The 19,623-nt window shown below is 47.6% G+C and carries 18 protein-coding genes; 8 read left to right on the top strand and 10 right to left on the bottom strand.

Annotation, left to right across the window (positions count from 1 at the left end; translation table 11 throughout):
- Positions 1–159: 159 nt before the first annotated feature.
- Positions 160–1,014, bottom strand: a complete 855-nt coding sequence (locus N5E87_RS11155; protein ID WP_011622810.1) for a MurR/RpiR family transcriptional regulator — start codon at positions 1,012–1,014, stop codon at positions 160–162.
- Between the two features lie 312 nt (positions 1,015–1,326).
- On the opposite strand from N5E87_RS11155, the gene zwf reads away from it, so the two are divergent.
- Genes zwf through N5E87_RS11135 form a run of 4 tightly spaced genes read left to right on the top strand, consistent with a single transcriptional unit; the run spans position 1,327 to position 6,008 of the window.
- Entirely contained in the window at positions 1,327–2,799 is a 1,473-nt protein-coding gene (zwf, locus tag N5E87_RS11150; RefSeq protein ID WP_011717106.1) for a glucose-6-phosphate dehydrogenase, read from the top strand.
- A gap of 9 nt (positions 2,800–2,808) precedes the next feature.
- On the top strand, positions 2,809–3,507 hold the full coding sequence (gene pgl / locus N5E87_RS11145; RefSeq protein WP_011622808.1) for a 6-phosphogluconolactonase: 699 nt from the start codon (positions 2,809–2,811) through the stop codon (positions 3,505–3,507).
- Positions 3,508–3,519: 12 nt separating this feature from the next.
- The gene (edd, locus tag N5E87_RS11140) at positions 3,520–5,346 is read left to right on the top strand and encodes a phosphogluconate dehydratase (protein WP_011717105.1); all 1,827 of its coding nucleotides are present in this window, start codon (positions 3,520–3,522) and stop codon (positions 5,344–5,346) included.
- 20 nt (positions 5,347–5,366) lie between these two features.
- Positions 5,367–6,008 carry a bifunctional 4-hydroxy-2-oxoglutarate aldolase/2-dehydro-3-deoxy-phosphogluconate aldolase gene (locus tag N5E87_RS11135; RefSeq protein WP_011717104.1) on the top strand — a complete coding sequence of 214 codons (642 nt, stop codon included), beginning with the start codon at positions 5,367–5,369 and terminating at the stop codon, positions 6,006–6,008.
- A gap of 70 nt (positions 6,009–6,078) precedes the next feature.
- Here the strand turns inward: N5E87_RS11135 and N5E87_RS11130 are convergent, their stop codons facing one another.
- The 3 genes from N5E87_RS11130 to N5E87_RS11120 all read right to left on the bottom strand — a co-directional run bounded on the left by N5E87_RS11130 (position 6,079) and on the right by N5E87_RS11120 (position 9,501).
- Positions 6,079–7,419, bottom strand: coding sequence for an anti-phage deoxyguanosine triphosphatase (locus tag N5E87_RS11130; protein ID WP_011717103.1), 1,341 nt, complete (start codon positions 7,417–7,419; stop codon positions 6,079–6,081).
- Between the two features lie 25 nt (positions 7,420–7,444).
- Positions 7,445–8,032 carry a 5'-deoxynucleotidase gene (gene yfbR / locus N5E87_RS11125; RefSeq protein ID WP_011622804.1) on the bottom strand — a complete coding sequence of 196 codons (588 nt, stop codon included), beginning with the start codon at positions 8,030–8,032 and terminating at the stop codon, positions 7,445–7,447.
- Positions 8,033–8,286: 254 nt separating this feature from the next.
- Positions 8,287–9,501: a pyridoxal phosphate-dependent aminotransferase gene (locus tag N5E87_RS11120; RefSeq protein ID WP_086904708.1), complete on the bottom strand. Its 1,215-nt coding sequence runs from the start codon at positions 9,499–9,501 to the stop codon at positions 8,287–8,289.
- 740 nt (positions 9,502–10,241) lie between these two features.
- Here N5E87_RS11120 and N5E87_RS11115 point away from each other — a divergent pair.
- Positions 10,242–11,624 (top strand): Na+/H+ antiporter NhaC family protein, encoded by a 1,383-nt coding sequence (locus N5E87_RS11115; protein WP_011717101.1) that lies wholly within the window; start codon positions 10,242–10,244, stop codon positions 11,622–11,624.
- Positions 11,625–11,893: 269 nt separating this feature from the next.
- A protein-coding gene (locus N5E87_RS11110) for an IS3-like element ISShes13 family transposase (protein WP_086017254.1) occupies positions 11,894–13,110 on the top strand; the annotation gives its coding sequence in 2 pieces (ribosomal slippage) (positions 11,894–12,242 and positions 12,242–13,110; 1,218 coding nt in all).
- A 50-nt stretch (positions 13,111–13,160) separates the two neighbouring features.
- Here the strand turns inward: N5E87_RS11110 and efp are convergent.
- The 6 genes from efp to N5E87_RS11080 form a co-directional block, all read right to left on the bottom strand.
- Positions 13,161–13,721 (bottom strand): elongation factor P, encoded by a 561-nt coding sequence (efp, locus tag N5E87_RS11105; protein ID WP_011622801.1) that lies wholly within the window; start codon positions 13,719–13,721, stop codon positions 13,161–13,163.
- Between the two features lie 44 nt (positions 13,722–13,765).
- The gene (gene earP / locus N5E87_RS11100) at positions 13,766–14,947 is read right to left on the bottom strand and encodes an elongation factor P maturation arginine rhamnosyltransferase EarP (RefSeq protein WP_041412639.1); all 1,182 of its coding nucleotides are present in this window, start codon (positions 14,945–14,947) and stop codon (positions 13,766–13,768) included.
- 79 nt (positions 14,948–15,026) lie between these two features.
- The gene (gene fldA / locus N5E87_RS11095; RefSeq protein WP_011622799.1) at positions 15,027–15,554 is read right to left on the bottom strand and encodes a flavodoxin FldA; all 528 of its coding nucleotides are present in this window, start codon (positions 15,552–15,554) and stop codon (positions 15,027–15,029) included.
- Positions 15,555–15,609: 55 nt separating this feature from the next.
- Entirely contained in the window at positions 15,610–15,882 is a 273-nt protein-coding gene (ybfE, locus tag N5E87_RS11090; protein ID WP_011622798.1) for a LexA regulated protein, read from the bottom strand.
- Between the two features lie 11 nt (positions 15,883–15,893).
- Positions 15,894–16,115, bottom strand: coding sequence for a DUF2788 domain-containing protein (locus tag N5E87_RS11085; protein WP_007648263.1), 222 nt, complete (start codon positions 16,113–16,115; stop codon positions 15,894–15,896).
- 101 nt (positions 16,116–16,216) lie between these two features.
- A complete protein-coding gene (locus N5E87_RS11080; protein ID WP_041412638.1) occupies positions 16,217–16,993 on the bottom strand; it encodes an alpha/beta fold hydrolase in 777 nt (258 codons plus the stop codon).
- A 295-nt stretch (positions 16,994–17,288) separates the two neighbouring features.
- On the opposite strand from N5E87_RS11080, the gene seqA reads away from it, so the two are divergent.
- Together seqA and pgm are read left to right on the top strand one after the other, a co-directional pair.
- A complete protein-coding gene (gene seqA, locus N5E87_RS11075) occupies positions 17,289–17,840 on the top strand; it encodes a replication initiation negative regulator SeqA (protein WP_011717098.1) in 552 nt (183 codons plus the stop codon).
- Between the two features lie 71 nt (positions 17,841–17,911).
- The gene (pgm, locus tag N5E87_RS11070; protein ID WP_011717097.1) at positions 17,912–19,564 is read left to right on the top strand and encodes a phosphoglucomutase (alpha-D-glucose-1,6-bisphosphate-dependent); all 1,653 of its coding nucleotides are present in this window, start codon (positions 17,912–17,914) and stop codon (positions 19,562–19,564) included.
- Positions 19,565–19,623: the final 59 nt, after the last annotated feature.

The following is a 19,623-nucleotide window of genomic DNA, read 5'->3' as shown; positions in this document are numbered from 1 at the left end:
TCTTGGGGCTATATTACCATGCAATTCCAAATTATGTAGTAAAGTTACAATCAAATTGATCTAAAGTTATGTTTCAAATTTGTGAGGTATCGCTGAAATTTGCTTTAAAAAAGGCTAGACGGACGATTTGCACTAGCCTTTTTTAAGATAGGAAGTGAATTACAGTATCGGATCTTTATTGATACGAGACTCTTTCAACACTTCTTTCACACGCTTTAAATTGTCACGGAAACGTGGGCCGCGGCGAAGGGTAAAGCCAGTCGCCAATACATCTATAGTCACCAATTGCGCTAAACGCGAGGCCATTGGTAAATACATATCGGTATCTTCAGGCACTTCCATTGTCACAGGCAGTGTACATTCCATAGATAACGGTGAGTTACGAGCCGTAATACCAATCACAGCCGCGCCGTTTTCTCTCGCTAAACGCGCTATTTCAATCAATGACTTAGTACGACCTGTATGGGAAATCAGCACCACAACGTCGCCTTCATTGCTGTTAATACAGCTCATGCGCTGCATCAGAACATCGTCAAAACAAATGACAGGCACATTAAAACGGAAAAATTTATTCTGGGCATCATGGGCTACGGAGGCCGAAGCGCCTAAGCCAAAGAAGGAAATCGTTTTGGCTTGAGTCAAAATATCCACGGCTTTATTGATGGCAGTGACGTCTAAGCTTTGACGTGCTGTATCTAAGGAAGCCATTGATGATTCGAAAATTTTTGTGGTGTAAGACTCGGGAGAGTCATCTTCTTCCACATGGCGGCTCACATAAGGCGTACCGTTTGCGAGACTTTGCGCCAGATGTAACTTAAAATCAGGAAAGCCTTTAGTATCTAAGCGGCGACAGAAACGGTTCACAGTAGGTTCACTCACATCTGCCATCTTAGCCAGAGTGGCAATACTGGAGTGAATAGCTGTTTGCGGAGAGGCTAAGATCACCTCTGCAACCTTGCGTTCTGACTTACTAAAATGGGTGAGGCTTTTTTGAACCTTTTCTAGGGTATTCATACGCGTACGTCCGCTAAATTGAGAATGTAATTTTATTTATTTTTGTTTAGTGCTGCTGATCTGTTTCAGGATCTCACTAATCGACACTGCTTAAGTAAGTTTTAAGTACATTTTTGAAATAAGAATTTACTATCATCAGTAATTTAAGCACAAAAAGCATATCAGATTTATGCCCTAGGTGCCTAGTTAGCAAGAATGTTAATATTGATAAAAATAGATGCATTTAACAAATTCTGTTGTTATATTACAACAAAAGTGTGGATTTCTTCATTGGCTTGAAGGGACACAACATACAAAGGAGAGCGTAACGCAATGGGCAAAACAACATCAGGCGCCAAAGCTTGTGACTTCGTACTCTTTGGTACTAAAGGCGACTTGGCACGACGCAAGTTGTTACCTTCTTTATACCAGCTAGATAAAGCTGAACTTCTGGATAAAAACACCAAAGTCATTGGGGTTGCCAAAGATGAGTTCAGTCAGGATGAATTTAGAGAACTCGTCATCCTTGCGTTAAAAACCTTCGTAAAAGAAGCCCTCTGCGAAGAGACTGTCCAACGCTTCTTGTCCCGCTGCCATTATGTCGGCACGAATTTCACCGAATCTGCAGGCTACAGCGCCTTCCATGAATTGCTCAAACCAGAAGAGCGCGTCATGGTCAGTTATTTTGCCACCCCTCCTGCGATTTTTGGCGATATCTGCCGCTGTTTACACGAACAAAATCTTATCCATAGCGATTCTCGCGTGGTACTCGAAAAGCCCATTGGCTCTGACCTCGCTTCTTCCCGTGTGATTAACGATCAAGTTTCTGCCTACTTCAAAGAAAACCAAGTTTATCGTATCGACCATTACTTAGGTAAAGAGACAGTCCAAAACCTGATTGCGCTGCGTTTCGCTAACTCGTTATTCGCGTCTAAGTGGGACAACCGGACCATTGACCATGTCCAGATCACCGTTGCTGAAGAAGTGGGTATCGAAGGCCGTTGGGGTTACTTCGATAAAGCCGGTCAGATGCGCGATATGATCCAAAACCACTTACTGCAAGTGTTGACACTGGTTGCCATGGATCCACCAGTTAACTTAGATGCTGACAGTATTCGCGATGAAAAAGTGAAAGTACTGAAGTCGCTGCGCCCAATCAATGCCGACAATGTCTATGAGAACACTGTCCGTGGTCAGTACAGTGCCGGCTTCCTAAAAGGCAGTCCTGTTCCTGGCTATTTAGAGGAAGAGGGCGCTAACCTTCAGTCCCATACTGAAACCTTTGTGGCGCTGCGTGTCGATATCGACAACTGGCGTTGGGCTGGCGTGCCATTTTATCTGCGTAGCGGTAAACGCATGCCGTTCAAGAGCTCTGAAATTGTGGTGTATTTTAAAAACCCACCCCACAACTTGTATCGCTCAAGCTACCGTAACTTGCCACCTAACAAGTTAACCATCCGTCTGCAACCACATGAAGGGGTTGAGATCCAGATGATGAACAAGGTGCCGGGGCTAGAGCAGAAACAACGTTTACAAACCACCAAACTCGACTTGAGTTTCTCGGATACCTTTAAAAACGAGCGTATCGCCGATGCTTACGAGCGTCTGTTGCTCGAAGCCATGCTCGGTAACCAAGCCCTGTTCGTTCGCCGTGACGAAGTAGAGCAGGCTTGGACTTGGGTGGATGGCATCATCCAATCATGGGAACAAAGTAACGAGAAACCGAAACCTTATCCTGCGGGCACTTGGGGACCTGTTGCGTCGGTCGCGCTGATCACCAAAGACGGCCGTTCGTGGGATGAATAGGGGGCTTTTATGATTAAAGAAACCGTATTTAAATCCTTTGATACACCCGCAGCGCTCGAGCAACAGTTGGCGAATAAGATCGCCAGTCAGTTGCAAGAGGCTGTGGATGCCCGCGGTAAGGCAAGCTTAGTCGTCTCCGGCGGCTCAACACCGCTGAAACTGTTTGAGCTCCTCAGCATGAAATCCATCGATTGGAGTGATGTTTATGTCACGCTCGCCGATGAGCGCTGGGTAGATGTGGAAGACAGTGCATCGAATGAGCGGTTAGTGCGTGAACATTTACTGCAAAACCGCGCGGCCAATGCCAAGTTCCGCGGATTAAAGAATATGTTTTCCACCGCCGAAGCGGGCGCCGATATGACCGCCGAGTCGCTGTCTAATTTCCCGCGTCCCTTCGATGTAGTGGTGCTCGGTATGGGCAATGATGGTCACACTTGCTCATGGTTCCCTTGCAGCGCCGAGTTAAATGATGCCTTGAGCACTCAAGCCCTGTGTGTGGCAACCAATCCCACCACGGCGCCCCATGGCCGGATCACATTATCTAAGAATGCGATCCTCAATAGCAGACAGATTTATCTGCATTTGGTCGGGGAACAGAAATTATCCGTATATCGTCAAGCCTTAGAAAATGATGATGTTAATGCTATGCCCATCAGAGCCGTATTAGCGCAGCGTAAAACGCCCGTTGACGTGTTCTGGAGCGCTTAAGGAGTCACTCTCATGCACTCAGTCGTTCAATCTGTTACCGACAGAATTATTGCCCGTAGCAAAGCATCTCGTGAAGCGTATTTAGCCGCGTTAAATGATGCTCGTAACCATGGCGTACACCGTAGCTCCTTAAGCTGCGGTAACTTAGCCCACGGTTTTGCTGCTTGTAGTCCAGATGACAAAAATTCATTGCGTCAACTGACCAAAGCTAACATCGGGATTATTACCGCATTCAACGATATGTTGTCTGCACACCAACCCTATGAAACCTATCCTGAATTGCTGAAAAAAGCTTGTCAGGAAGTGGGCAGTGTTGCACAGGTCGCAGGTGGCGTACCCGCGATGTGTGACGGTGTGACTCAAGGTCAACCCGGGATGGAACTGAGCTTACTGAGTCGTGAAGTGATTGCCATGGCGACGGCGGTGGGCTTATCCCACAACATGTTTGATGGCGCCTTATTACTGGGTATCTGCGACAAAATCGTGCCGGGCTTATTGATTGGCGCCTTAAGTTTTGGCCATTTACCTATGCTGTTTGTGCCTGCAGGCCCAATGAAGTCGGGGATCCCAAACAAGGAAAAAGCCCGTATTCGCCAGCAATTTGCCCAAGGTAAAGTCGATAGAGCGCAGCTGCTTGAAGCCGAAGCGCAGTCTTATCACAGCGCTGGCACTTGTACCTTCTACGGTACGGCTAACTCGAACCAGCTGATGCTCGAAGTCATGGGGCTGCAATTGCCGGGTTCATCCTTTGTGAATCCTGACGACCCACTGCGTGAAGCGCTGAATAAAATGGCGGCCAAGCAGGTGTGCCGCTTAACAGAGCTTGGCACTCAATACAGCCCAATCGGTGAAGTGGTTAACGAGAAATCCGTGGTGAACGGCATAGTGGCGCTACTGGCAACGGGTGGTTCAACTAACTTAACCATGCACATTGTGGCGGCGGCGCGTGCGGCTGGCATTATCGTGAACTGGGATGATTTTTCTGAATTATCTGACGCGGTTCCTTTGCTGGCCCGTGTTTATCCAAACGGTCATGCGGACATTAACCACTTCCACGCCGCGGGCGGTATGGCTTTCCTTATCAAGGAATTACTCGACGCGGGCCTCCTACATGAGGATGTCAACACAGTTGCCGGTTTTGGTCTACGTCGTTACACCCAAGAGCCAAAATTACTCGATGGCGAGCTGCGCTGGGTCGATGGTCCAACCGTCAGCTTAGATACTGAAGTATTAACGTCTGTCGCTACGCCTTTCCAAAACAACGGTGGCTTAAAACTGCTTAAGGGCAACTTGGGCCGTGCGGTGATTAAAGTGTCAGCCGTGCAAGAAAAACACCGTGTAGTTGAAGCGCCTGCCGTGGTGATTGACGATCAAAACAAACTCGATGCGCTGTTTAAATCCGGCGCATTAGACCGAGATTGTGTGGTGGTAGTTAAAGGCCAAGGGCCGAAAGCGAACGGTATGCCTGAGCTGCACAAGTTAACGCCACTGTTAGGCTCTCTGCAGGATAAAGGCTTTAAAGTGGCTCTGATGACCGACGGTCGTATGTCGGGCGCATCGGGCAAAGTACCAGCCGCAATTCACTTAACGCCAGAGGCTATCGATGGAGGGCTAATTGCCAAAGTGCAAGATGGCGATCTGATTCGTGTCGACGCACTGACCGGTGAGCTGAGCTTATTGGTCTCCGATGCCGAACTTGCCGCGAGAACCGCCGCTGAAATCGATTTACGCCACTCACGCTATGGAATGGGCCGTGAGTTGTTTGGGGCACTGCGTTCAAATTTAAGCAGTCCAGAAACTGGTGCGCGCAGTACCAGCGCCATTGACGAACTTTATTAATACAAAGGAAGAATACCGCAATGCTTGAGAATAACTGGTCATTACAACCACAAGATATTTTTAAACGCAGCCCTATTGTTCCTGTTATGGTCATTAACAAGATTGAACATGCGGTGCCGTTGGCTAAAGCCTTAGTTGCTGGCGGGATCAGCGTTTTGGAAGTGACATTACGTACTCCATGCGCCCTCGACGCTATCACTAAGATCGCCCAAGAAGTGCCTGAGGCGCTTGTTGGCGCGGGTACCATTTTAAATGAAGCCCAGCTCGATCAGGCGATTGCTGCCGGTGCGCAATTTATTATCACCCCTGGGGCGACGGTTGAGCTGCTTAAAGCCGGTATGCAAGGCCCTGTGCCTTTGATCCCAGGCGTTGCCAGCATATCCGAAGTGATGACGGGCATGGCGCTGGGTTACACTCACTTTAAATTCTTCCCAGCGGAAGCTTCGGGCGGTGTGGATGCGCTAAAAGCATTCTCCGGCCCATTAGCGGATATCCGTTTCTGCCCAACGGGTGGTATTACGCCAAGCAGCTATAAAGATTACTTAGCGCTGAAAAATGTGGATTGTATCGGCGGCAGCTGGATTGCCCCAACCGATGCAATGGAGCAGGGCGATTGGGCGCGTATCACCCAATTGTGTAAAGATGCGATTGGCGGACTCTAAGCCGTTTACTTGCGGAACGCACTGATAATAAAAAACCACCTTGCGGTGGTTTTTTATTGCCTGTTCAGCGCTACATCTCTTTGCTGAGTTCCACGTTCGAGCCGGCCTTGGGGCTAAATAACTGCTGGTACAGTCTTCCGGCAAATTCATCCGTCATGCCAGAAATATAATCTGCCAACACCCTGTGGCTGTTTTGACCTTGCTGCTCACTGGTGCGCCAACGTTCTTGGGTATTGAGTGGTAATAACCGCTCGGGATCCGAGGCGAACGCTTCGAAGAGTCCCATCACTATCTGTTGGCCCTTGTATTCCAGCATTTGGATCTCAGGTTTACGGATAACGTATTTAAACACTAACTGCTTTAGCACATTGAGCGCATTAGCAAATTCGGGTTCTAGGCTGGCATTAAACCGCAGCAACGGTTCCTCGAAAGCCGGATCGTCGTTGATAATAATGGCGGTGACAAAACCATTTACTAAGGTACCGATGGCATCCTTTCGCAGATGATGTTCGTGGGAGAAGAGCTTAGTGCCGATATCGGCAAGCTCTTGGCGGATCCAAGGATCGCCACTGTGCTTAAGTGTCGGCGCCACATCCTGTTGCCATTGCGAGGCGGTGACTATGCCCATGACAATCGCATCTTCAAGATCGTGCACCGCGTAGGCGATGTCGTCCGCCAGTTCCATTATCGAGCAATCGAAGGATTTAAACTGAGTGCGTAGATGCGGGTAGTTTGGCTGTAGGCTCGGTTGAACGGAGGTAAAGCGCGCTCTATCGGCAACGGACAACGGTTCCAGTACCCAATCGAAAATGTCGCTATCATCGTCGAATATGCCTTTAACAGGCGGCCATTGTGATGGTTTAAGCTGTCTGTGATTGGTGATTTCAGGATGCGAACCTGCCACAAACAGCAGTGATTGCGATGCGGGATATTTTAAAATGCCGAGCATAGTACGGCGGCACAGATTCATCCCAAAGGCCTCGGTGTAAGGCTCGAGTTTCGAGAGGATACGAAACGTCTGGCCATTGCCTTCAAAGCCGCCGTGGTGGCGCATCATATAGTTGAGTGCGACTTCACCGCCATGACCAAAGGGCGGATGGCCAATATCATGGGCTAGACAGAGGGATTCGAGCAGGCTCATCGAGCCTAATAAGGGCTTATGCTCGGGATACTTGCGGCTGAGCTGCGCCGCAATGCCAGTGCCGATTTGAGACACTTCGAGTGAATGGGTTAAGCGCGTGCGATAAAAATCGTTCATGCCTACCCCAAGCACTTGGGTTTTGGCCTGTAGGCGGCGAAAAGCTGCGGAGTGGAGGATCCTTGCTCTGTCCCTTTGGAAAGGGCTTCGATGATCATTACGTCTTTGTTTATCTTCGCCATGGCGGCGTTCTTGCCAAACACTTGAGCTCATATGCATTCCTAGCGAGAGTGATACATCACAACATCTTGTTAATTTCGTCTAAATTCAAGGTGAAACTTGGCACAAAGCAATCCATAAAATATTTCACCGCCGGATCGGAATTGGCCGCCAGCATGGCTTCGAGTCGTTTACGCGCGGTATTAAATTCGGTGTTGCCAGCGCGGTTTTCCTCTAGACATTTAAGGTAAGCGCACAGGGTATCGGCGGATTTGACTATGGCTTTGTAAATCGGATCGGCGTAATCGCTAATAAACAGGCTGCGATAATCCTCTTTAAATTCATCGGGTACCATATCGAGCATGCGCTGCTCGGCAATGGCCTCAATCTTCTTATACTCGGCTTCGATTTCTTTATTAAAGTACTTTACCGGAGTCGGTAAGTCGCCAGTTAAAATCTCACTGGCATCATGGAAAATCGCTAAACTGGTCGCCTGATGGGCATCGAGCGTGGTGCCAAATTTCTTATTACTGATAATCACGAGGGCATGGGCGACCATGGCAACTTGCAGCGAATGCTCTTGAACGTTTTCGGTGCGCACGTTGTACATTAATGGCCAGCGCTGGATAAGTTTCATTCGGGCGAGGTGGGCAAATAAATGACTCATAATGCTCCTTTATATGAATGCCGGACCGCATAACACTCAACTCAAGACAAATCGGTGAGAAGCGTGGCTTAAAAATACGGCTTAAAAATACTGCATAAAAAAGTACGGCGATGAAGCTTTAGCCTAACACAGGCAAGGTAGATAAGTGAGTGGAATGATTGAAGAGTTTTTACGCACAGCAAAAATAAAGCGACCCAGAGGATCGCTTTAGTCGAGGTTAACCTAATGGTCATCTTGGCGGTGAGACTAAAACATTATTGTTTGTAGGTCTCGAGGAAATTGCCAAACTCTGTCAATGCTTTAGTCAAATCTTCCTTATAGGGTAAAAACACCACTCTTAAATGATCCGGCTCTGGCCAGTTAAAGGCGCTGCCGTGTACGAGGAGGATTTTTTTATCCCTGAGCAAATCGAGTACTAAGCGCTCATCATCCCTGAGGTTGAACTTTTTCATGTCCAGTTTGGGGAAGGCGTACAGTGCCCCCTTGGGCTTTTTCACGCTCACACCGGGAATTTGGTTCAATAACTCATAACAGGTATCGCGCTGCACGGTTAAGCGGCCGCTAGGTAAAATCAGCTCATTAATGCTTTGGTAACCGCCGAGCGCGGTTTGAATCGCATGTTGATTCGGCACGTTGGCACACAGGCGCATCGAGGAAAGCATCTCTAAACCTTCGATATAACTCTTGGCAGCCTTAAGATTGCCAGACAACATCATCCAACCGACACGAAAGCCCGCTGCGCGATAGGCTTTTGAAAGACCATTAAAGGTCACGGTTAAGATATCGTCAGAGAGGCTCGCGGCCGGAATATGTTTGGCCTCGTCGTATAAAATCTTATCGTAGATTTCATCGGCAAACAGGATCAGGTTGTGCTCGCGGCAGAGCTCGATAACTTGCAGCAGTAATTCTTTACTGTAAACAGCGCCCGTTGGGTTGTTCGGGTTAATCAGCACAATACCACGGGTACGAGACGAAATTTTGCTCTTAATATCATCAAGATCCGGGAACCAATCCGCCTCTTCATCGCAGCGGTAATGTACCGCTTTACCGCCGGCTAAATTCGCCGCCGCGGTCCATAGCGGATAGTCGGGAGAGGGGATAAGCACTTCATCATCGGTGTTTAATAAGCCCTGCATGGCCATCACAATCAGTTCTGACACACCATTACCGATATAGACATCTTCGATATCGACGCCTTTAATGCCCTGCGCTTGATAATGCTGCACAATCGCCTTGCGGGCAGAGAATAATCCTTTCGACTCACAGTAGCCTTGGGCGCTGGGAAGATTGAGGATCACATCGCGCACAATTTCTTCCGGCGCTTCAAAACCGAAGGGGGCGGGGTTACCAATGTTGAGTTTGAGGATGCGGTGCCCCTCGTCTTCTAAACGTCTGGCTTCCTTGTGCACTGGGCCGCGGATGTCGTAGCAAACAGTATCCAACTTGTTGGACTTGATGATAGGGCGCATTTACACCTCGAAACATGCAGTTAATTTAGGCTTAAGTTTGTGCACCATAACGAAATTATTTGGCTTAAGGAAGGGGGCTTGAGCACAAATAACAAGTTTTTTTCATTAAACTACCCAGTTAAATATGCTTTAACCAAGCTTTAAATAAATTAAAACAAGTTTTAAATGCTGAATGTATGCAAAGTATCAAACTAATTCACTGTTGGTTTTAGTGGGGTCAGCCTTTGCGACTATCAAACGGCTTACTTGAGCCTGTGCTCGCTTTTTTTGAAACTAAAAATCCGTTCAACGGTTAAATGTTAATAAAATTGTTAATCAGTTTTTGCTTAACCGCTGATTTACTGGCGGTGATTTTAGTTAATGCGGTTTTATCGGGCATTCAGCGATTTTTTGATATTTAGGCAGATTAACTGAATGCTTATTAAGCATTTAAGGTCAAATAAAGATTTCGTTACGCTGGCTTAAAGTCATTTAAAATCAAATGCATATGCCAATATTTATTTCAGTATTAAAAATTATTTATGGTTAGCATAAATTTATGGTTGACTCGATATTCGATGCGCTTTATTTTCTGCGCGATGTTTTTGGCAAGGCACCTAAGATAACAAGCTTTTAGCAGGTTTTATCAGCGGAGTTAGTCATCATGAAGCAGCAATATTGGCGTCCGTGATCGAGGTGATTTCAGGCGCTGTTCTAAAAACTTTTGCCCTTTAGGCAACTTATTTAGAGGACCTAAGTGCATGTCTGAACCGACAGCGTTAAGTCTTATTCCACCTCTGGTGGTATTGGTGTTGGCCATTTGGTTACGCCGCCCCATTCTTTCTCTGATCATTGGTGCGGTAACTGGTTTCCTGTTACTCGATCCGTCGCAAGTCTTAAATAATTTCGCCAGCACTTCATTAAAAGTCATGGCCGATGAAACCATCGGTTGGTTGATTTTAGTCTGTGGTTGTTTTGGTGCGTTAATTGCCCTGTTAGTGCGTACTGGTGGTGCACTGGCGTTTGGTCGAAATGCACTAAAATTTGCTAAAGGCCCTAAATCCTCTCTGTTTATGACCTTTATTCTCGGGATTGTGATTTTTATCGATGACTATCTGAACGCGTTAACCGTGGGTGAAACCATGAAGCGTGTGACCGATAAGTTTAAAGTGTCCCGTGAAATGCTAGCCTATGTGGTTGACTCTACCGCAGCGCCAGTGTGCGTGCTCGTGCCATTATCCACCTGGGCAGTATTCTTTGGTGGCTTGCTGGTCGATAACGGTGTGGCGGCAGAAGGTCAGGGCATTAGCGTATATATGCAGGCGATCCCCTACATGCTTTACGCTTGGTTAGCCGTAGCTATGGTGTTACTGGTGGTGTTAGGTGTTGTGCCTGCCATTGGTCCGATGAAAAAAGCCCAGCTGCGCGCCGCCCAAGGTGAACCTGCTGAGGCGCAAGTCGATTTAGACCAGGTACAAACCTCTGACGAATACGCGATTGCTGCGATTGAAGAAGAGTTTAAGCATGCCGACAATCAGGGCAAGCTGCACAACTTCTTAGTGCCTATTCTGCTACTGGTTGCCTTTACCGTTTATTTTGATATCGACGTGTGGAAGGGCTTGTTAGCGACATTAGTTATCACGCTGCCTTACTATGCAGTGCAACGTTTAATGCCACTGTCAGAAATGATGGATCAGATGATCGATGGTTTTAAGAGCATGCTGCCCGCTATTGGTACCGTGATCGCCGCATTCGTGTTTAAGGATGTATGTGATGCGCTGCTGCTGCCACAATATGTGATTGAATCATTGAGCCCATTCATGACGCCTAAGATGTTGCCTGCGGTAGTATTCCTCTCTATGGCGATCCTTGCCTTTGCGACGGGTTCAAGCTGGGGTATTTTTGCGGTGACCATTCCAATTGTGATGCCACTGGCGCAATCGGTTGGTGCGGATATTCCACTGGTGATTGGTGCGCTGCTGTCGGCATCATCATTTGGTAGCCAAGCGTGTTTCTACTCAGATTCAACCGTATTGGCCGCACAAGGCTCTGGTTGTAACTTAGTGAGCCATGCGGTGACTCAGTTACCCTATGCGTTAATTGCCGCTGTGATTGCGTTCTTTGGCTTTATCTTGATTGCCTAAGCTGCGATGCAGTAAATATAAAAAACCAGCTACGGCTGGTTTTTTTATTGCCAACGTTTATTGAGCGTGTTGACTGGCTCGCGCCACTAAAGAACTCTTCGCTGTTTACCTCGATACCCAATTCCATGTGATAACTGTCCGGCAGCAAACCGTTAGAAGCATCAAATTCGAGGCAATAAAAAAGCCAGTGCAGGCACTGGCTTTTTTATCTGGGAGTTGACCCGTCCTAAATAGCGTTGACACTTTTCAAACTCATTTTGGAGAGTGTAATGACTTCAACAATTAAACGAACTCAACGTGATTATTCCCTCGCTTTTAAATTGGCGGTTGTCGACCAAGTGGAAAAAGGCGAGCTGACCTATAAGCAGGCACAAGACAAGTACGGTATTCAAGGCTGCTCCACCGTGTTAGTGTGGTTACGCAAGCATGGCAAACTGGATTGGTCCCTAGGGACGCCGCCTACATCAATGCGAGGACAGTTGATGACTGAACCCACCACGCTCACCCCCGAGCAAAAGATAAAAGCCCTCGAAGCCGAACTTGAAGATACTCGCATGAAAGCCGCGTTCTTCGAAGCCATTGTCGAAAAACTCAGAACTGACTACGGGATATCCGTCGTAAAAAAGCCACCCGCGAAACGCTCCAAGAAAAAACGGCCATAGGTTATGGCGTCACCCAATGCTGTCGTTACCTTGGCATCAGTCGCCAGGCGTATTATCAACAATGCCAGCGGCAAATCGTCTCAGAGCTAAAGGAGCAAGAGGTGGTGCAAACGGTACAATATGAACGGTTATTTCAACCGCGAGTCGGTACGCGTAAACTGCAGTATTTACTCAACAAAATGCATCAAATAGTGATAGGACGAGACCGGTTATTTCGCTGTCTTAGGGCGCATCGTTTGTTGGTCACGCCGAAACGGGCGTACCATAAAACGACCCATAGCCATCATCGATTTAGGTGTCATCCCAACTTGCTTAAGCCCAGTGAGCAGCAAGTGGACATCAGCCGCTCAGAACAAGTCTGGGTGGCTGATATTACCTATCTGTCACTGCAAGATAATGAAGCCTATTTAAGCTTGGTGACCGATGCCTGGTCACGAAAAATTGTGGGTTATCATGTTGATGATAATCTTAAAACAGACGGGGTGCTAACGGCTTACAAACGGGCACTGAGACAGCGACAAGATAAAAGTAAACCGCTGATACACCACTCAGACCGAGGGATACAGTACTGCTCAAACGCGTATCAAGCGGTTCACGCACAACATGGCGTGACATGCTCAATGACAGACGGATATGACTGCTATCAAAATGCCTTAGCAGAGCGAGTGAATGGCATCTTGAAGCAGGAGTTTTTAACACATAAGCCCGCAACGCTGGAGGAGGCGCGACAAATGGTGGCAGAAGCGGTTGCCATCTATAATCAACGACGGCCACATTTGGCCTTAAAATACAAAACGCCCGATGAGGTTCATCGAGCGTTTTAGGTGGAAATAAGTGTCAACTTATTTCAGGACGAGACAAGTAGGAAGGGCGATTATACGCGCTTCTTGAATTCGCCAGTACGAGTGTCGATTTCAATCTTGTCGCCAACTTTAACGAAGTCAGCCACGCTGATTGTACCGCCGCCAGTGATAGTTGCTGGCTTCATTACTTTACCTGAAGTATCGCCACGAGCTGATGGCTCAGTGTAGATCACTTCACGTACGATAGTGGTTGGCATTTCAACAGAAATTGCTTTGCCTTCGTAGAAAGTTACTTGGCAAGTTTCTTCCATACCGTCAACGATGTAAGCCGCAGCATCACCTAAGTTCTCAGCTTCTACGTCGTATTGGTTGTATTCTGCATCCATGAACACGTACATAGGATCAGCAAAGTAAGAATAAGTACAATCCAGACGATCTAGGATAATATCGTCAATCTTATCTTCACCTTTGAAAGTGGTTTCAGTACCAGAGTTAAGCAGTAAGTTTTTCAGCTTTAACTTAACGATGGCAGCGTTACGGCCAGAACGAGTTGTTTCTGTTTTCTGTACAACCCATGGGCTGCCTTCAAACATGATCACGTTACCAGGACGGACTTCATGAGCAGTTTTCATTACACAATTTCCTATATGTCGATTTTCTATTTCAGCGCAGCATCTTAGCTTTTTTTGACGAATTGGACTAGCCGAGTCGCAAGATCTGCAGCATTTATTGCGTCAATTGGCCAATCTTTAGCATGTTGCAAGAGTGGCAAACTGACAGGATTTAGGTTTTGCCAGTGAGTTTTCACGGCAGATTGCTCGCCTTGGTTAAATGCAACATTCAATTTAGACCAAGTGTCGGCAATATCAGGGGGCAGATTATCGCAGTAAAGTTGGATAAAAGCTTCTAATTTTATTAGATGATAATCATCTTCTTGCGGATAAATATGCCAAATGAAGGGTTTAGCGGCCCATTGCGCCCTCAAGAAGCTATCTTCACCGCGGACAATATTAAAGTCGCAGCTCCACAGCAGGCGGTCGAACCCTTGTTGGTCAGTCATCGGCAAGATATGCAGGGTCAAATGACCTAGCTTAATTTGCTGTCCGGGGCTGAGCGCCTCAACCTTGCAGGGTAATAAGTGTTGTAAGCTGTTTAAGCTGCGTCCCTTGGGAATAAGCGCATGGATTTTGGCATCGCTTGTTGCACTGGCTTGCCAAAGTTCACATAAGGCCGGCAGAGAATCAGTTTCATAACTAAAGACGCTGTAGACAGTATCTTGCGCCTGAATATCCTTAAGACCAAGGCGCTCAAATAATTGCAATTTATTGACGCTATCCTGTTGCCATGCATCGCGTTCGGCAAATAGCTCCCGCTCACAGATTAATCCACCCGTCTTTGGGGTAAAACCCGGGAAAAAGAAATACTTTTTGATGCCGCTTGCCTGCATCGAGGGTAACCCATGGCAGCCATCGACCCAGTCTTCGGCGCTTAAATATTCTAAATTAAGCCATACAGGCACAGCTTGCGGTGTTGTGCTGTGCAGCGTGATGAGTTGTTGTTTGACCTCGTCAGGCAGTTCGCAGGCAAAGGCTTCAATTAACACGGCGCCGGGCACAAATGCCACGGGCAGGGGTGTTGTCCAATGATTGATGGTGACGCCATTAAAGACTTGGCTGCTTTGGTTTGGGTCAAGGCTCGGTAAAATATGCGAGAAGCTGTTTAAGTCATCGACCCAGAGTGTAATGGGGAGCTGATATTCATTGACCAGCTGTTTGGCTAAGCGCCAAGTGACGCCGATATCGCCGTAATTATCGACGACGCAGCAAAAGATGTCCCAGTGGGGAGCGGTGGTTGCCATTGAGTGTATCGCTTTCATTAATCGGGAGAGCACACATAAAAAAAGCGGCATTTCGGCCGCTTTTTTTACGGAACTGAGCTTAGTCTTCGAACTCGGCTAAGCACATTTCTTCGTAGATTTGCTTAACCCAAGCATCCACACGCTCTTCAGTCAGCTCTGGTTGACGGTCTTCGTCAATCCCTAAACCGATGAAGTGGTCATCATCGACTAAGCCTTTTGACGCTTCGAAGTTATAACCAGCCGTTGGCCAGTGACCGATGATGATACCGCCACGAGCTTGAACGATATCGCCCACCATGCCCATGGCATCGAGGAAGTATTCTGCGTAGTCTTCTTGGTCACCACAACCGAAGATAGCAACCAGTTTGTCTGTAAAATCAATCTGTTCTAATTCAGGGAAAAAGTCATCCCAGTCGCACTGTGCTTCACCGTAATACCAGGTTGGGATGCCGAACAGCAGCAGGTCGTATTCTGCGATCTGTTCTTTGGTGCTCTTGGCGATATCTTTCACCTCAACCATTTTCTTACCCAGTTTCTTCTGGATCATCTTGGCGACAGCTTCGGTGTTGCCTGTGTCGCTACCGAAAAAAAGACCTACAGTTGCCATTGTCTATCCTTTATGTCTAGTTCACTTATACGTTAATCTTGCTGCTATCGATTGCTCAGCATTCAATTTTTTGCTGAAGAATTAATTCGATTAACTGGCTTCGGCTGATGTTACTGGCCAATGCCTGCTCATTCAAGGCGTCATATAAATCTTGTGACACCTTTAACTCTATTCGCTTTAATCCTTTGGCTTTATCCCGCTGGATCTGGTTGCGCTTATTGACCTTAAGTTGCTGGCTACGGGACAAAGGATTGCTACGTGGGCGGCCCCGGCGCTTTTCATTGGCAAAAAGGTCAATGGTTGTTCTATCTGTTGCTTCTTTTGCCATGTTCTTATTGTTTAACCGATGCCTGAACCTTCCCAGGACATCTGGATAATACCTTTTGCAATAAACCCGGCGCAGCCGAGAAATAACACTAACCACACAATAAATCGACCAAATTTCGGCACATTACCTTGTTTAAGCACATCGTGGATGGCCATGCCGATAAAGAAAAATATCGCGGCAAAAAACAGGTTCAGGCCGATGGTTTCAATTTGTTCCATGTACTGAGATAACATACTTTCTTAGTCCTCTAGAGTCTTCTAAGGCTAAAAGAGGCGCGAATATATCACATCAGCAGGGTGTCGGCTATATGATTTAGGTCGAGAATCATTGTCATTTACACTGAGTGTTTGTCAATAAATTCAGACACAATACGATTAAACACCGCTGGTTTTTGAGCATGCAGCCAATGGCCACAACCTTCTAATGTTTTGGCCTGCGCCGCGGGAAATTGACGCATGATCTCATCGCGATGTTCGGCGGTCACATAATTGGAGTCGCCACCACGGATAAAAAGGCTCGGTCCGTTATAGACTTGCTGCGATTTGTGGTTTTCATTTGGCCAACCAATGATGTTGGGATAACAGCTTTTTAAACCAGTAAGGTTCATCTTCCAACGAAAGCCGGTGTCGGTGCGCTGGAGGTTTTTGAGTAAAAACTGCGCGGTCGGTTCATCGATGCCACCCGCTAATAAATGCGATAACGCAAAGCGGCGGTCGGTGTGGCCTTCAAGTGGCAAACTTTCGAGTGCCGCAAATACCGCATCATGGCGCGGCTGGTAAGCAACTGGGGCAATATCGGCGGCTACCATGCTGATGATGCGTTCTGGATAGGCAAGGGCGGTTGCCATGGCGATTTTACCGCCCATGGAATGGCCAACAATGTGTATACGCTCAAGCTCAAGTTCATCTAACAATGCCACCATGGCCTTGGCTAAGCTTGGGTAATCCATCTCCTGCCAATGTTCACTCAAACCATGATTAGGCACATCAACGCGGATAACCTGATGATTTGCTTCGAGGACTTGTCCTAGCCCCTTAAGATTATCTAAATTGCCAAAGAGTCCGTGGATAAGGAGGACTTCTTCTCCTTGACCTGTGGATGCAAAATTCATGGAATCGCCTGTGCTGTGGTACATAAAGTGCTGCGGATTGTGCCCCTAATGGGTTAAGTTTGACAAGTCTTGAGGCGATTTTGAGGCACAGTGCGCCGAACTTGCTGGCTTTTTCAGCGATTAACGCGCTTGTGCTAATTTGATGTGCGATTTCACGCATTTTTAGATTAATGATGCTTTATCAGATTGATAGAGATAGATACACTGGGGCAACGATCGCACAGATCCTTTGCGAGGATCGCCTGTGGTGCACTTTTTCGGTTAAGCCTATCGAATAACAAAGGATAATAAGGTTATGAAATACATCGAAGTGGATGAAGAGCTCTATCGTCATATTGCCAGCAAAACGGAACGTATTGGTGAGAGCGCCTCTGACATTCTCCGTCGATTACTCGGCCTGTCCGTCGATGCGGTTGAACAGGCGCAGCCACAGGCCATTAGCCAACCGAGTTTAGAGGCAACGACGCCTGAGCCACAGATAGCACCTCAGATAGAAACCTTAGTCTCTGCGACCGATTTCAATCAATTGGTGGATGAGCATAAGTTAGAGCAGCAAAAAGGCGCCGTGGGTCGTTTCTTATTCTTGCTCGAGAGTTTATATCAACAGAGCCAAGCGCAATTCTCGCAAATTTTGCAGATCCAAGGTCGCGATCGACTCTATTTTGCGCGCTCACGGGAAGAGTTACTCAAGGCCAGTGCTACCGCCAACCCCAAGGAAATCGGTAATACCGGATTTTGGGTCACGACCAACAATAACACCGCCAAAAAACGGGCGATTTTAGTCGAAGCCTTAATGCAATTTGGCTGCGATGCCCAAATCGCCAACGGCATTGCCGAACGCGTATAACGCTTTTATCGACGCCGCAATGATGCGGCGTTTCCATTTAATTAACCGATTTTCCAGTAGGAGAGGATCAGGTGGCAATACATCAACGGGCAGGACAAACCGCGAGTCAGACGGATCTGGTGAATATTCCAAAGCTGATGAGCCATTATTACAGCATCAAACCTAATGTGGATGCTGCAGAGCAACGTGTGACGTTCGGGACCTCGGGTCACCGCGGAACCGCGTTTCAAGCAAGTTTTAACCAAGACCATATTTGGGCGATTACTCAGGCCGTGGTGGATTATCGCCAATCTGTGAATATCGACGGCCCGCTATTTTTAGGTATCGATACCCACGCCTTATCTTATGCGGCTTACGTGTCGGCGATTGAAGTGTTAGCGGCCAATAAGGTGACTGTGCATATTCAGCAAAATGATGGCTTTACCCCCACGCCTGTGGTGTCACATGCCATTATTTGTGCCAATCGTGAAGCGGCGCTGAGTGGCGCCGCGTTAAGCGATGGTTTGATTATTACACCATCCCATAATCCACCGCAGGATGGTGGTATCAAGTACAATCCTCCCCATGGCGGCCCAGCCGAAGGCAATATCACAGCGTGGATTGAGTCCCGTGCTAATGATTACCTGCGCGCAGGGCTTAAGGGCGTTAATAAGCTGGCTTATGCGGATGCGTTAACCTCGGGTTATGTGCATGCCATTGATTTGATCACGCCCTATGTAGCGGATTTAGTCAATGTGGTCGATATGCATGCTATCGCTAAGGCTAAGCTGAAATTGGGCGTTGACCCATTAGGCGGCTCGGGTATTCATTATTGGGCGCCGATTGCCAAGCACTATGGCATTGATATCACTTTAGTTAACGATAAGGTCGACCCAAGTTTTAGCTTTATGTCGCTCGATAAAGACGGCAAGATCCGTATGGATTGCTCTTCTCCCTATGCGATGGCAGGCTTACTTGCCCACAAAGAATCCTTCGATTTATGCGTTGGTAACGATCCTGACTACGACAGACACGGCATCGTGTGTCCGTGCACCGGACTGATGGATCCCAACCACTATTTAGCGGTAGCAATTGATTATTTGCTGACCCACAGACCCGAATGGAGCGAGCAGTTAGCCATCGGCAAAACACTGGTATCGAGCGCGCTTATCGATAAAATCTGTACCTTCCATGGCAAAAAATTACTCGAAGTCCCTGTCGGCTTTAAGTGGTTCGTTGATGGATTAGCCGAGGCAACTATTGCATTTGGCGGTGAGGAGAGTGCTGGCGCGGCGTTCCTGCGCCGTGATGGCACGACTTGGTGTACCGACAAAGACGGTTTTATTCTGGTACTGCTTGCGGCCGAAATGCTTGCGGTTACTGGCAAGACACCGGGGCAACGCCATCAAGAATTAGTGGCGCAATTCGGTCAAAGTTTTTACAAGCGTATCGACAGTCCGATCAGCCTTGAGAACAAAGCCAAATTTGCCAAGCTTAATGCCGAAACCTTAAACGCCACTATGCTGGCGGGTGAGAAGATTGATGCCGTATTGACCCACGCCCCTGGTAACAACGCCTCGATAGGTGGCATTAAAGTGACGACGGCCAATGGTTGGTTCGCGGCGCGGCCGTCGGGCACTGAGGCGTTATTTAAGATTTACGGTGAGAGCTTTATCAGTGAGCAGCATCTTGCCGATATCATTAAGGACGCACAGGCCTTGATTGATAAGGCGCTTAGCGCCTGAACTAGCATTTAAGCTTTGTTTTTCCGATAAAAAACGCACTCATGGAAATCCTATGAGTG

Origin of the sequence: Shewanella sp. GD03713, assembly GCF_029843705.1 — a bacterium.
Taxonomy (GTDB): domain Bacteria; phylum Pseudomonadota; class Gammaproteobacteria; order Enterobacterales; family Shewanellaceae; genus Shewanella.
The sequence above is the reverse complement of the archived record's forward strand: the minus strand, read 5'-3'. Positions and strand labels throughout refer to the sequence as shown.